Here is a 14749-nt window from a genome sequence, read left to right on the forward strand (position 1 = left end):
CCCTATGAAAAGGGAATCCCCAAACAGAGTCAGCGCTTAATGCCCTTGGTATTATACCAACCCACTTTGACTTTGACATTCTTTTCGCAAGGGGCCCCCTCCGTCTCGAGCCTCGCCGGCAGGCAGCGCTACGATCTTCGATCTCCGCTTGCTCGCCATGGCACGGGCCACACCGCTCCCCATCGAAGGGATGGGGACGAGAAAAAAGAATATATTCAATGGCTTCTTCTCCTCCCCATTTCAAATGGGGAGGTGCCGAGCAAGCGAGCCCAAAGGGCGCAGCGCTGCCTGCCGGCGAGGCTCGAGGCGGAGGGGTCTACCGACTGTCGATGTGTCAATCTTTTCGTTGATAGGCATTAAAGCGCAATCCGAAAACGGGGACGCCCGTGCGGGGGCATCCGCTTGATCGGATTGCGCTCTGGCGCTTTTGCCGCTGAACAGTGGCAACAGCCAATAGTCCCGCTGGGCGCACCAAAAAAAACAGCGGCAGGATTGACCCTGCCGCTGTCTGATCGTGAATCCCGTAAAGGATTAGAACGACTTACTGAAGGTCACGAAGACTTCGCGGCCCTTGTAGTCATAGCCAGAGTAGAGAGGTGCGTTACCAACACGGTTTTCCACACCCTGGGAAATTTGCGGTGGCTCGGCGTCGCTCAGGTTACGAATACCAAACGTCATGTTCCAATCACTGCCGGTATAACGGGCAGAGAGATGGTGCAGATAGTAGTCGGGTGTATCGAGGATGTAGTCAGACGTCACCGGGCTCAGGCCGTAGAAGTCATAGGATGAGGTGGCATCAATCCATTCCATCCCATAACGGACACGCCAGTTCTTGTAGGTGAACGACGCATCCAGAGTGCCGGTATATTTCGGTGTATTGATCAGACCGTTATAGTCGATCAGCGCGGTATCGGCGCGCGCGGCAACACCTTGCTCTTCGAACTGGGTAACGGCCATGTTGACCAGAACGCCGACTTCACCAAAGTCGCGCTCCCAACGCAGGTTGTAGTCGTACCCCTTGACCGTCTGGACCGACAGGTTGGTATAGCTGTCGTAAACCGTCAGGGCATTGGTAACGGGCGTACGCTCCGAGTAGGCGCAGTAAGGGCTTGAGAAGTTCGGGCTGTCATAGCACTGCGACATAAGGAATGTCGAACCGGCCCGGGCAACACCGTTGTTGATTTCGATGTCGAAGTAGTCGATGGCCAGAGCCAGCTTACCAAAAATCTGTTCCGGAAGGAAAGTTGGACGGAAGATAACGCCCGCCGTCAGGTTTTCCGACGTTTCAGCGGACAGTCCCTGTTCTGCACCGCCTGCCTGGAGCACGCGGATTGACTGGTTGTTGCCATTGCCGACCGCCCAACCCGCCGGGAGACCAAGCGAGGCGCAGTTAGCCGCGCGATTCGGGTTCACACCCGGCGCATCCCAGTTGTTACAGGGATCGCCAGCACTGGACAGGAAGCCGGACGTGGCGCCCAGGAACTGCTCAAACAGGGCTGGCGCACGGTAGGATGTACCTTGGCTGGCACGGAACGTCAGGAAATCAGTCGGCTCGTAAAGCAGGCCGATCTTGTAAGTGGTGTCATCGCCGTAGGAGTCGTAGTCGGTATAGCGATAGGCCAGTTCCAAATTCAAGGTCTTGGCGAAGGGCAGGTCGGCCAGAACCGGAACCAGCATTTCGGTATAGGCTTCCAGAACGCTGTCTTCACCGACGGTTGGTGCCGCCGAGGTCAGGTTGTAGAGGTTGCCGGACACCGAATTGGCATTGGGCTGGTCGTTGATGCTGGCGGAGCGGTGTTCAATGCCGAAGGCGAAATCAAGAGGGCCAGCCGGCAGAGAGAACAATGTGCCGTTGATGTCAAAGCTGATGGTCGTTTCTTCGTACTCGGTTGTGCTTTCAACCGGTACAAAGGTATAGGCCTTCCACGCTTCGGGCAGTACCCCACCGATCGTCGCGCTGTTCAGGACGGGCGCAGGGATACAACCTGCTGACGGGTCAACATTGTTGGCAACGCAGGTAATGTTGTTGCCGCTTGCGTCCTTGGCAATCAGATTGGCGGGCACGTCCGAGTCCGGTGTGGCGACATCCAAAGACTTGGAGATGCGATCCGTCAGCCAGGATTCGAACATATAGGTCGCGTCCGACTTGGCGTATTGCATGGCGAAGTCATACTTCCAGCCGCTCAGAGGCGCGAAATCGCCCTTGATGCCACCGACAGCCTTCACATAGCCGACGTCCTGCTCGCTCTCACTGTTGCCGTAACCGATAAAGGCGCGTGCCTTGGTCGGACCGGAGAACAGAACAGTTCCACCTGCGGCGAGGAAGTTGGCCGAAATGGCAGCAATGTTGGCCGGGATCAAAGGCGAACCTGTCGCATAGTCGAGCGACAGCTGACGGTAACCCGTCTGGCTGGAAATACGCTCGTTGAGGAGCAGTTCGCCGTAAATCTTGGAGTTCGAGAACTCAGGCAGATCGTACTCGAATTGACCGAATGACGTGAAAATCTGCACCGGCGACAGCATCGAATTGTTCAGCATGCGCGGATCGAAGGTATCGCGGACGTTCAGGCTGCCGCCACTCACGCCTTCAAAACCGACCAGACCGGTCGAGACAGCTGAGTTCGGACGCCAACGGTTGTAACCTGTCAAGGTGGGGTTACCCGTGGCCGGGACACCGGCCACTCTTGCCGTACCCAGGGTGTTGATGGTCACGCCGTTGTTGCCGGTACCGGTAATGGTATAGCACTTCGACTTACCCGTCAGAGGGTCGATATAGTCAGTGGTAACCCCTGTCGTCGGATCGAAGCGGTAGTCGGTCTGGCAACGCGCCCAGTCGCGTTGACCAAGCGTCAGTTCCTCGGCTTCGTAATATTCGAACGAACCCTGAACCGAAAGCCTGTCCCAGGACTTGCCCGCAACGACGGAAATGCGGGATTGTTCGCCTCCGCCCGCAGTCGGGCTGTTGAACTGGCCTTCCAGGGTCACGCCGTCGATATTGCGCGTTACGACGTTGACAACGCCACCGATGGCATCCGAACCATAGATCGCGGAAGCGCCGTCGCGCAGGGTTTCAATACGTCCGATGATGGCATTCGGCAGAACGTTCAGGTCGGCCGCGCCGACGGCGCCGCGCGTACCCGCGGGCGCCACACGGCGTCCATTGATCAGAACCAGCGTACGGCCTGGGCCCAAGCCGCGCAAACCGATGGTGTTAACACCGCCACCGCCGTTGACGACAAAGCCGCCGAAGGCGTTGTTAATCTGCTCGGTACCACCGGTAACCGCCGTGGACTGGAGGATAGCAGACGTGGAGGCCAAGCCTGCCAGGGTTGCTTCCTGGCGGGTAATCACCTGGATCGGTGAGGCAGAGTTGAACGTGTCTTTGCGAATGCGCGAACCGACAACGGTCACCTCGGTGATTTCTGGTTCTTCAGCCTCTGGAGCCGGAGCGTCCTGGGCCTGGGCGCTGCCGCCAGCGACGACCGAGAGCAACATTGCGCTGCAAAACGATGTCGTACTCAGCAAGCCAAATCGCTTGTTAATCTTTTTCACTTTAGTCTTCTCCGGGTTACAAAAGGGCGTTGGCGCACCCTCGGCAAAAACCAGCTCCATGCTGTTATGAAAGTTAAACCTTTCTTAGTAAAATCCGTCAATCTCCAGACTTATTTTTGTCATTATCATTTGAAACCTGTTTTAAATTAGTCACATATGTACTCAGGTCGTTAACGCTTTCTTTGATCCGACGAAGTGTCTTCCGGATGCAAACCGCGTAAGAGCTTGCCTGGCGACAGTTATATAATAGACTGAAATTACTAATTTATTTCATCGTACCCGACGGGTTTGGCTGAGCCTCGGAGAGGCTTCACATAAGCGACTTCGTTCCGGCCGGATAGGAATTCCTATCGAAACGCATTAAGCTTTCCAGCGCATTGCGGCGCCTCATCCATGCCTCATCCATGCCTTATCCTTGCCTTATCTGTGGTCAAACCTACGCATCACGCCTTGGTTCAGGCCAGGTATGACCGCCGCTGCCGCCGTGTAAAAAACCCGTAGCCGTCCACTATCGGGATTCCAGCGAAAGTACCTGAAGAACCCAGCAGACTTCCAGCGCTCTTTGTATTTAGGATCGGGTTCCCGTTTCTGAATGACGGGTCATTTCTGGAGGTTTTTTTGAGTTATGGACGAACCCATCTCTGCGCCGCTGATGTCAGCGAGCCATCGCACATCAACGCTCTTCCGCCGGACGGAGGCGCAAGGTGTTGACCGCCAAGCCGAAACCGAAACGCCGCTGCCCGGACTGCACTGAGGCGCTGTTGGAGACAGACTACCGTCAGGTCCGCATTGACATCTGTCCACATTGCCAGGGCGTCTGGCTTGATCGTGGAGAACTGGAACAAATCGTCGAGCAGGCCCTGTTCGGTGTGATGCCGCGCGCGCATCCGCGACCCTCCCGCCGCTCAACTCCCGAAGGATAAGTATATGGAATTTTTGTTTGAACCCTTTATGGGCCAGCCACTATGGATGTGGCTTGGCTTCGTCACGGTTGTAATCGCGCTTCTGGCCCTTGATCTGGGCGTGTTTCACCGCAAAAGCCATGAGATCGGCGTTACCGAAAGCCTGTGGACCAGCGCCTTCTACATCGCCGTTGGCCTGGCGTTTGGCGGCTGGGTGTGGTACTCTCTGGGTGACCAGGCTGGTAAGGAATATCTGACCGGCTTCCTCGTCGAAAAGACGCTGGCGCTCGACAACATCTTTGTCATTTCGCTGGTCTTCACCTATTTCGCCGTCCCACGGGCTTTTCAGCATCGCGTCCTGTTCTGGGGTATACTGGGTGTTCTCATCCTGCGCGGCATCATGATTGGCCTTGGCGCCACACTCGTCGCCCAGTATGGCTGGATACTTTACATCTTTGCGGCCTTCCTTATCTTCACGGGCTTCAAGATGCTGTTCGTCGCCGACAAAGAGCCCGACGTCGGCAACAATCCTCTCCTGAAACTGGTGCAGCGGGTCATCCCGGTGTGGCCGCAACTGGATGGACAAAAGTTCCTGACGCGTCAGGCCGATCCGAAAACAGGACGCTGGCGGACCTACGCCACACCTCTGCTGGTGGCGCTTGTGGCGATCGAGTTCGTCGACGTGATTTTTGCCGTCGACAGCGTACCAGCCATCTTCACCATCACCCTCGACCCCTTTATCATCTACACCAGCAATATCTTCGCTATCCTGGGGTTGCGAGCGCTCTATTTTGCTCTTGCGGCCATCATCCACCGCTTCGAGTACCTGAAGCCAGCTCTCGCAATTGTGTTGATCTTTATCGGCTCCAAGATCTTCATTGCCGATCTGATGGGTCTCGAGAAGTTTCCGGCCACCATTTCCCTCGGCGTCACAGCTGGCCTGATCTTCATTGGGGTCGTGGTTTCGCTGATCAAGACAAGCGGCAAGCCCGCCGAACCGCCGCACACCTGATCCGTTACCAACGGCTCTGGTTGCCGCAGTCAAGCCTCCATGCATTCCCTGCCGCCCGACAGGGAATGCATGACCGTCTGGCGTCAAAACCTGCGCTTCCACTTCATCGGACAGCGCTCTGGAGCGCAATCCGATAAAGTGTGACGCCACCGCACGGGCGTTCCCGTTTTCGGAAAAATTGCGCGACAAAACAGAAACTTAGAGCGGGGTTTTTATTCCATCAAAACTCATCCCGCTCTAAGTGTTCCCTGACACTACCAAACGATGTGGCTCAAAACCTCCGCCCGGACGGCGTTCAGCACGGTGATGACATCGTCGACACCCAGGGCGATGACGACATCGGCCCCGGCCTGAGTCACGATTGCGCCATTGGCGACACCGGCGGTGTAGGCGTTGATGTTGATCCGGTCGTTCTGCGCCGCGCTGAAATCATTGATACGGTCGCGCCCGCTGCCGGTGGTGAACAGGAAGGTGTCCGCCCCCAGCCCACCAATCAGCACGTCGCGCGCGCCCAGGCCGTTCAGGATGTTATTGCCGTCATTACCAGTCAGCGTGTTGCCCAGGCTGTTGCCGGTCGCGCTCAGACCGGCCGGCCCTATCAGTGTCAGGTTCTCGACAACTGTACCGCCCAGCGCATAGCTGACCCACGATACGATCAGGTCTTTCCCCTCGCCCGCCGCTTCGATAACGACATCACCCGCTGACTGGACATAGTAGGAATCGTCGCCCAGTCCGCCGATCATGGTATCACTGCCGCCGTCGCCGTTGAGCAGGTTGTTGCCGGCATTGCCAGTCAGGCTGTTACTCATCGAATTGCCGGTGCCTTCGAGATTGCCCGTTCCAATCAGGGCGAGATTTTCGACGAAATCTGCCAAACCATAGCTGAAGGATGCGGATATCTGATCCGTTCCGCCGCCGTCCAGTTCGACCACCGTATCACCGCTGTCAATGACGTAGGTGTCGTTGCCGTTCAGGCCCACCAGGGTGTCAGCCCCGGTTGCGCCATCCAGCCAGTTGGCTGCGTTGTTTCCGGTGATGACATTGTTCTTGGCATTGCCTATGCCGATGCCGTCGTTGACGTCGACGCGGAGATTCTCGAAGTGCTCGCCCAGGGTGTAGCTTGCCAGCGAACTCCAGATCTCGTCCAGGCCGCCGCCGGCGACCTCCGTGAGATTTGTCGCCGCACTGTAGATGGCATAGGTATCGTTGCCTGAGCCGCCGACCAGGGTCGCGGCCTCGCCGATATTGTCCTGAAGCCTGTCGTTCCCGGCGCCAGCCATCAGCAGGTCCCGGCCGCCACCGGCGAAAAGGGTGTCGTTACCGGCATCGCCCATCAGCGTGTCGTTGCCGGCATCGCCGTACAGATAGTCGTTGCCGCCTTCGCCCAGGAGCGTATCGTCGCCGGAATAGCCATACAAGCTGTCGTTACTGTCGCCTCCCGATAGTGAGTCATTGCCGACAAACCCCTGTAGACTGTCAAATCCCTCGCCCCCCACAAGCGTGTCATTGCCGTCGCCCCCGTCCAACCGGTCGTCGCCCGCGGCACCGTTCAAACTATCGTTGCCACCTTGGCCGTACAGCCAGTTAGCGCCGCTGTTGCCGGTCATGACATTGTTCAGGACATTGCCCGTGCCCTGAATGTTGTCCGAATTCAACAGGGTCAGGTCTTCGACCTCATTGGTAAGGGTAAATGTGCTATAGGCATAGACCAGATCGTGGCCCTCACGCGCCACCTCAATCACCCGGTCCGACGCCTCGTCAACGTAATAGGTATCATTGCCGGCCCCGCCGGTCATCGAGTCCCGCCCCGTCCCACCGTTGAGAACATCGGCACCATCACCGCCCAGCATCGTGTCGCGGCCGCTGGAGCCAAAGACAGTGTCATTGCCCGCCCCGGCGGACAGAGTATTGTAGCCGCTGTTGCCGGTGAGGATATTGTTCAGGCTGTTGCCGGTAAGTGAATTGTCACTGGTTCCAAGAAGGGTCGCATCCTCGACATGAAGGCCAGTCAGGTTGAAGCTGCGCGTGCTGAATACCAGATCATGGCCTTCTCCGGCCAATTCGACAATCTGGTCCCCACTTTGGATCCCAATCTGGTCTATGTAATAGGTATCGTTGCCGGTTCCGCCGACCAGGGTGTCGTTGCCGGAGCCGCCATCCAGGCGATCATTGCCACCGCTACCTGACAGGCTGTCATTGCCGCCGGCGCCGCTGATGGTGTCATTGTCATTACCGCCGGCGTAGGTATCGTTGCCGGTTCCGCCCACAAACACTGCGTCGATCACCGACGCGTCGACCGCCTGAAGCACCGGGTCCTGAACAGACACCGTCAAAACCGTATCGCGCTTGGCGACATTTATGCCCGTCATGGCCATCCCCGGCAAAAGTTTCCAAAATGTTAACGCAGTGTGGCAGGTGTTGCAGCACCTTACAAGCTGGCCGGTAGCCAGAGACCCGCCTGGCGTATGTGCCATTAAATCTTTTGAGTTGCCTTATGCCGCAAAACGTCCGACAATTTCGCCAACTAAATATAAGCACACACGGGAACACCATGCTCCGTCTCAGCCTGTCCACCGCGCTCGCAGTCACCTTCCTTGCCGCGCCGGCCCTTACGACTCAGGCTTGGGCCGCCCCGCAGTTCGCCAAAATCTTCACCGATCATGCTGTCGTCCAGCGCGATCAACCCGTCACCGTCTGGGGCACCGCCGCACCGTCACAAGCCGTCACGGTCAGCCTGAACGGTCGGACGGCCACAGCCACGGCTGATGCTGCCGGCAAATGGCGCGCCACCCTGCCGGCCATGACCGCCGGTGGCCCTTACAGCCTGACCGCGACATCCGAAGGCGAGACCGCCACGCGCAACGATATTCTGGTCGGCGATGTCTATCTGTGCGGCGGCCAGTCCAACATGGAGTTCGCGGTTCGCAACGCGACCAATGCCTGGTCCGCCCTGATGGGCGCGGGTAACAACAATATCCGCTTCGCCAATATCCAGAAGGACACCCAGCCCCTGCCGCTGGACGACCTGACCCATCCTACGCAATGGAAGGTGTCCGGGCCAGAGACCACCGGCGACGCCTCGGCCGTCTGTTACTACATGGCCAGGTCGCTCCAGGCCCGCTATCAGGTCCCCGTCGGCTTCATCAATTCGAGCTGGGGCGGCACCACCATCGAAAGCTGGATTGGGCCATCGTCGCTGAAAACCGTCCCGACCTTCGCAGAAGGCGTCGCCGCCGTCACCGAACTGGGAACCGATCCCGTTGCCGCCATGGCCCGCGAAGACCGCCGCCAGGAAGCCTGGTGGGACGCCCATGACAAAAACGCCAGGGCTGAACGCGCCTATATCTCTCCGAAGTATGATGACGCCAAATGGCCGTCCCTGACCCCGGTCGGCTCGTGGAAAGCCGCCGGCATCGATGACTTCAAGACCCACGATGGCGTCGGCTGGTTCCGCACCACGGTTGACCTCACCGAAGCCCAGGCCGCCACGGCCAACCAGCTGGTTCTGGGGCCCATTGACACCTACGACACCGCCTGGGTCAACGGCACCCGCGTCGGCGGCGCCAGCACGTCTTGGATGTGGCGCGAATACACCGTCCCCAAGGGCGTGTTTAAGGCCGGCACGAACGTCGTTGTCCTGCGCGTCCTCAGCGGCGGCAACGGAGGCGGCCTGACCGGCCGGCCGGAAAACCGCGCTGTCAAAACCAGCGATGGCCAGTACATCCAGCTCAAGGCCGACTGGAAATACAAGAAGGGCATGGCCTCCAGGGGACTATCAGTCCCGCCGGCGCCGTGGAACATCCCGACCAGCCTGACCACCCTCTACAACGGCATGATCGCCCCCCTGAAAGGCTACCATTTCAAACTGGCCGCCTGGTATCAGGGCGAATCCAATGTCGGTCGTGCCGAGCAATACCGCACCTTGCAGCCCCTCCTGATCAAGGACTGGCGCGACACCTTCGGCCAGCCCGACATGCCCTTTCTGGTAACCCAGCTGACGGCCTACGGCTCGACAGCAAGCCAGCCGATCGAGTCCGGCTGGGCGCAACTGCGCGAGGCTCAACGCCTTAGCATCGCTGAGGATCCCAGGGCTTTCACGGCCGTAACCATCGACTTCGGCGACCGCTCGGACATCCATCCGACGCAAAAGACCATCGTCGGCGAACGCCTGGCCCGTGCCGCCCGCGTCATCGCCTATGGCGACACCACGGTCACGCCCGGCGGCCCCGAAGCCGTCTCCGCCACCCAGTCAGGCAACGACGTCATCATCACCTTCAAAAGCACCAATGGCGGCCTGCGCACTTACAGCTCGGACGTGGCCATCGCCTTCGAAGCCTGCACCGGCGGCACCTGCCGCTATGCGCAGGCCCTGGCGTCAGGTGATACGGTGGTCCTGAAAAACGTCGGCGCTGGCATCACCAGGGTACGCTATGCCTGGGCGGACTCGCCGTTCGTCAACCTGTTCAGCGCAGACGACCTGCCCGCCGCGCCGTTTGAACTCACCGTTAAATAGATAAGGGTTGCCTTCGTTGCGGAAAACGGGGACTGTTTTCCGCAACGGCAACGCCATGCCCAAAAACAAGTGCCAATAATTCTGTGGGAGAGAAGAACGTGAGTACCGACGAGGTTTATCGCCGCATCTATGATGACCCGAAGTTTCAGACCCTGGTCAAAAAGCGCGGACGTTTCGCCTGGACCCTGTCCATTATCACCCTGCTGGCCTATTACGGCTTTATCCTTCTGATCGCCTTCGAGCCCGAACTGCTCGGCACGCCGCTCAGCCCCGCCACCGTCATTACCTGGGGCATTCCCGGCGGACTCGGCCTGATCGTCCTGTGCTTTATCGTGACCGGCATCTACGTCCAGCGCGCCAATGGCGAGTTCGACCGTTTGACGCGTGAACTCCTGAAGGAGCACGGTCAATGAGCCGCTTTCGTCCCTACCTGATGGCCTTGCTGATCGCCGTCATGCCGGCAGCCGTCCTGGCCGACGCCCTCACCGGCAATGTCGAGAAACAAGGCACCAACTACATCGCCATTGGCATGTTCCTGGCCTTTATCGTGGCGACTCTGTTCATCACGCGCTGGGCGTCGAAGCGGACATCCTCGACCAGCGACTACTATACGGCCGGCGGGAAAATCACCGGCTTTCAGAACGGTCTGGCCATTGCCGGCGATTACATGTCGGCCGCCTCGTTCTTGGGCATCTCAGCCCAGGTGTTTACGTCCGGCTTCGACGGCCTGATCTATTCGATCGGCTTTCTGGTCGGCTGGCCGATCATCCTGTTCCTGATGGCGGAGCGCCTGCGCAACCTCGGCAAGTACACCTTCTCTGATGTTGCTTCCTATCGCCTCGGCCAAAGGCCGATCCGCTTCCTGTCGGCCCTGTCGTCCCTGACGGTGGTAGCCTTCTATCTGATCGCCCAGATGGTCGGCGCCGGTAAACTGATCCAGCTTCTCTTCGGCCTGGACTACGCGATCGCCGTCACCCTGGTCGGCGTCCTGATGGTCATGTATGTGCTGTTCGGCGGCATGCTGGCCACAACCTGGGTCCAGATCATCAAGGCGGTCCTGCTGCTGTCGGGGGCCACCTTCATGGCGGTCATGGTCATGCAGGCGGTCAATTTCGACTTTGGCCGCCTCTTCTCCGAGGCCGTCGCCGTCCACAGCAAGGGCACCGCCATCATGGCACCCGGCGTCCTCATCACCGATCCAATCTCCGCCATCTCCCTAGGACTGGCATTGATGTTCGGCACCGCCGGCCTGCCCCACATCCTGATGCGTTTCTTCACCGTTCATGACGCTAAGGAAGCGCGCAAGTCGGTCTTCTACGCCACCGGCTTTATCGGCTACTTCTACATTCTGACCTTCGTCATCGGCTTCGGCGCCATCCTGCTGGTCGGCACCAATCCGGCTTTCCAGGACGCCACCGGCGGCCTCCTGGGCGGTTCGAACATGGCAGCCGTCCACCTGGCCGAGGCCGTAGGCGGAGACTTCTTCTTGGGGTTTATTTCGGCTGTGGCCTTTGCCACCATCCTGGCGGTCGTGGCCGGCCTGGCCCTGGCCGGCGCATCAGCTGTGGCGCTGGACCTCTACACCCACGTCCTGCGTGGCGGCCAGGCCAGTGAAAAATCGCAGATGATCGTGTCCAGGGGCGCCGTGATCGTCCTGGGGGTCGTGGCCATCGTGCTGGGCGTGGTGTTCGAAAAACAGAACATTGCCTTCATGGTCGGTCTCGCCTTTTCGGTGGCGGCCGCGACGAACTTCCCGATCCTGATCCTCAGCATGTACTGGTCGAAACTGACCACGCGCGGTGCTGTGATCGGCGGGGCCATGGGTCTGATCACGGCCCTGACCCTGACGGTTTTGTCGCCGACGGTGTGGGTCGATGTCCTGCACCACGCGGAGGCCATCTTCCCGTACAAGTATCCGGCCCTGTTCGCCATGATTGCGGCCTTCGCGGGAACCTGGCTGTTTTCGGTTACGGACAACTCGGCCGGCGGCAAGGCCGAACGCGAGAAGTTCTTTGCCCAGTTCGTCCGCTCTCAGACGGGCCTTGGCGCGTCGGACGCGGTCGATCACTGATAGCGACACACCCTCCATAAGAAAGCCCGGCAGCCGCAAGCTGCCGGGCTTTCTTATTGCCGTCATTTACTCGCCGGCAACTCCACCATCCAACACCGCTCGCCACGGCAAAACATCAATCGCCGGCCATCGCGGCTGAAAGTCAGGTGGACGTAATCATCGACATATTTTTCTCCTGCCGGTAGTCCGGGATTGGCCTGTAACCACATCCGTTCACCGCTAACCGCGTCCCAAACGCCAAGCCACGCGCCAGGTCCAAGATAGAGTTTATCCGATTTAGCGGGCGTACCATCCGACGCCAGAGGCACGAGGTCGAGTTTTTGCCCCACGCTAACGCCCCGCGCGATCCATCGCCCATCCGGACTGATTGCGGACCCGGTGTCGACCACGTAACGCGCGTCCCCCGTCAGCGACGGCAGGATATGACGCAAGTCGAAGGTCTTGACGTCCCAAACCGCGGCGCCCCCGTCCTTGAGGGCGCCAACCAGGACATGGCCGTTGGAGGCGATTGGCAGGAACAGCCGATCGAAACGTTTCAGCACCGCGCCGGAATTGCCGTCGCGCACCTCATCCGGCTTCCCCTCCGCCGGGGTGACAAGGAAATGGCGCGTGCCTGCCAACTCGCTCACGGCGCTGGCTTCGGACGTCCACAACAGCCTGCCCGAGTCTGCATCGTAAACCTGCAGCCTTCCTGCCTCATTGAGGTACAGGCGGGCCGAATCTGATGTGAAATGAGGATCGCCTTTGCTTTCTGCGAGTTTGGAAATCAGCTTGCCGGTCAAGGTCTCATACAGGCGGTCGCCGCCCGTTTCGCCGCTTACGGCCACACGTTGGCCATCGCCGCTGATAACACCGGACTCCGCATCCCCAATGCGATACATTTCGGTGTCGGCCTGCGTATCAAAAACTCCGACGCCGCGGCCCCCCTCCGACAGGAGATAATGGCCGTCGTCTGACATAGGCGAATAGTTCAGGAACGGCAACTGCCGCGCCGCTGCAATGGCCCCGGTGGCCGCGTCGTGACGGACGAAGACCGATCCGGCGGCCCATTCGAACAGCTGGCTGCCATCGGCATTGAAGGACGCCTCTTCGCCGCCCATGCCCGCTCCGATCATGATCGCAAGGGTGCGGTTCGTCGCGGGGTCGATAAGGAAGCCCCCCGGCCCGAATGCAGGGTCCTTTATCTGGGCGATAACCCGGTCGCCCGACGCACTGATCTCCAAGTCCGCCAACTCAAGGTCCCCGGCATAGGCCAGCATGGGCGCAATGCGGACACGACCGTCGTTAACGAAGTCCGGCGGCTCGCGACCGGCATTGACCTCGGCGATCCATCCTTTACGCGCCTCGGCCTGAACCAGGTACAAATCCGGGAGGCAATCCCTCCAGGCACCGGCGCGGTAGGGCGCCTTTTGTGCGCCCACCAGATTGCCGAGACATTCCGGCAATTCCTCGGCACGATAGTGCGACAGTCGCCCGGACAAGCGGCCTGGATCCGTAACCGGCGCCCGGTCCAGTCGCGTGTCGAATGCGCCGGTGTAACGCCAGGAATCGGGACTTTGCCCCGCGCCGGCTGTCAAGGCAAAGGTTGTCCGCGAGATGGTGAAGACCTCCCAGCCGGCACGGATAAGACCGTAGTCGCCATCCGGCGTTTCATAGAGGTTCACCCGGCGCGGCGTTACCGCGATGCTGGGCTTTTCCAGCGGAAGCGCAACATTGTGCCGGACGCCGTCAACGACAAAAACCAGGTTCTGCTCATCCCAGTTCCGCCCGGTGAGTTGGTGCGTCAGCGTGTAGGTTATCGTCGTGCCCTTTGCATCCGGTTGCGAACTCGCTTCGAAAATACCCACACCACCGCCTTCGGCGATGACATTGGCAATACCCTTGACCAACAGCTTCACACCGAAATACTCGGGCTCTTCTTCCAGAAGTTCGGCCTGGGTCGAACAGCCCTCGGCAATTGGCAAACCGCTCCAGACGTCAGGACGATCGAGCGCAGCCGTCACCGCTGCCGCGAAAGCTTCCCGGTTTTCCCGCCGCTCCAGGGCCAGCGCCTTACGCGACGCACGCAGCATTCTGAAAACACGTATTGGCGGCGCGGAGTCGCCATGAGCAACATAGCACGACCGATCGACTCCGGCCGAGCGCACGACCAGAACGGCGAACATATCCACGAGACGGGCATAGGCCTCGGGCGAGGTCTCGCCTTCCCTGCGCAAGGCCTCCGCCACTTCAGAAATGCACAGGGGGTCGGTATGCCGTCCGGCCTTTTCCCAGACATCCAGCACGGGTGTCTGGCTTTCGGATGTTTCCGCGGCAAGGCATGCGCTGGGCTCAGAAAGATCCTGCGCCAATGCCGGCGCGGTTCCGATAGCAACCGCGGCGGCTAAGGCAGCAATACACCGGCGCATAAAGGCAGAGTTTTTCATGATACCCCCTGCCTCGACAATAGGTGGTAACCTGCCAGTTGACAAGGTTTGCCGAGTGTTTTGCGTCATTGCGGAACGTCGTTAGCCCAGTGATCTGATCCGCCTTGCCTTGCTTGGCGAATTCGTAACCCTGCCAGTACAACACAATTGTCTCGACCACGTTCATCTGCTTGAAACAAACTTTCGAGACTCTGCCGATGAAAAGGTTCTAGGATAGGTTCGCATCGAATCCTTTCATCCGGCCGGTCACAATCAGACCGGCTGCCGCCTTCC

At 59.5% G+C, this 14749-nt stretch carries 8 protein-coding genes; 5 read left to right on the forward strand and 3 right to left on the reverse strand.

Going from position 1 to position 14749, the window contains the following annotated elements:
- Positions 1–531: 531 nt before the first annotated feature.
- Positions 532–3495 (reverse strand): TonB-dependent receptor domain-containing protein, encoded by a 2964-nt coding sequence (locus ABAC402_RS36265; protein WP_023450801.1) that lies wholly within the window; start codon positions 3493–3495, stop codon positions 532–534.
- A 761-nt stretch (positions 3496–4256) separates the two neighbouring features.
- Here ABAC402_RS36265 and ABAC402_RS39840 point away from each other — a divergent pair.
- Both ABAC402_RS39840 and ABAC402_RS36270 read left to right on the forward strand, forming a co-directional pair.
- Complete coding sequence (locus tag ABAC402_RS39840) at positions 4257–4475, forward strand: zf-TFIIB domain-containing protein (protein WP_155847459.1); 219 nt, start codon at positions 4257–4259, stop codon at positions 4473–4475.
- A gap of 4 nt (positions 4476–4479) precedes the next feature.
- Positions 4480–5466, forward strand: coding sequence for a TerC family protein (locus tag ABAC402_RS36270; RefSeq protein ID WP_023450803.1), 987 nt, complete (start codon positions 4480–4482; stop codon positions 5464–5466).
- Positions 5467–5720: 254 nt separating this feature from the next.
- On the opposite strand, the gene ABAC402_RS0120760 is transcribed toward ABAC402_RS36270, so the two are convergent.
- The gene (locus ABAC402_RS0120760; RefSeq protein WP_162148536.1) at positions 5721–7835 is read right to left on the reverse strand and encodes a calcium-binding protein; all 2115 of its coding nucleotides are present in this window, start codon (positions 7833–7835) and stop codon (positions 5721–5723) included.
- A 182-nt stretch (positions 7836–8017) separates the two neighbouring features.
- On the opposite strand from ABAC402_RS0120760, the gene ABAC402_RS36275 reads away from it, so the two are divergent.
- From ABAC402_RS36275 to ABAC402_RS36285, 3 genes are all read left to right on the forward strand, one after another.
- A complete protein-coding gene (locus ABAC402_RS36275) occupies positions 8018–9979 on the forward strand; it encodes a sialate O-acetylesterase (protein ID WP_023450805.1) in 1962 nt (653 codons plus the stop codon).
- Positions 9980–10077: 98 nt separating this feature from the next.
- Entirely contained in the window at positions 10078–10392 is a 315-nt protein-coding gene (locus ABAC402_RS36280) for a DUF485 domain-containing protein (protein ID WP_023450806.1), read from the forward strand.
- On the forward strand, positions 10389–12050 hold the full coding sequence (locus tag ABAC402_RS36285) for a cation acetate symporter (RefSeq protein ID WP_023450807.1): 1662 nt from the start codon (positions 10389–10391) through the stop codon (positions 12048–12050). The genes ABAC402_RS36280 and ABAC402_RS36285 overlap by 4 nt, the downstream gene beginning before the upstream one ends.
- A 62-nt stretch (positions 12051–12112) precedes the next feature.
- Here ABAC402_RS36285 and ABAC402_RS36290 read toward each other — a convergent pair whose 3' ends face one another.
- Positions 12113–14476, reverse strand: coding sequence for a WD40 repeat domain-containing protein (locus ABAC402_RS36290; protein ID WP_023450808.1), 2364 nt, complete (start codon positions 14474–14476; stop codon positions 12113–12115).
- Positions 14477–14749: the final 273 nt, after the last annotated feature.

This window comes from Asticcacaulis sp. AC402 (assembly GCF_000495835.1).
Lineage (GTDB): Bacteria > Pseudomonadota > Alphaproteobacteria > Caulobacterales > Caulobacteraceae > Asticcacaulis.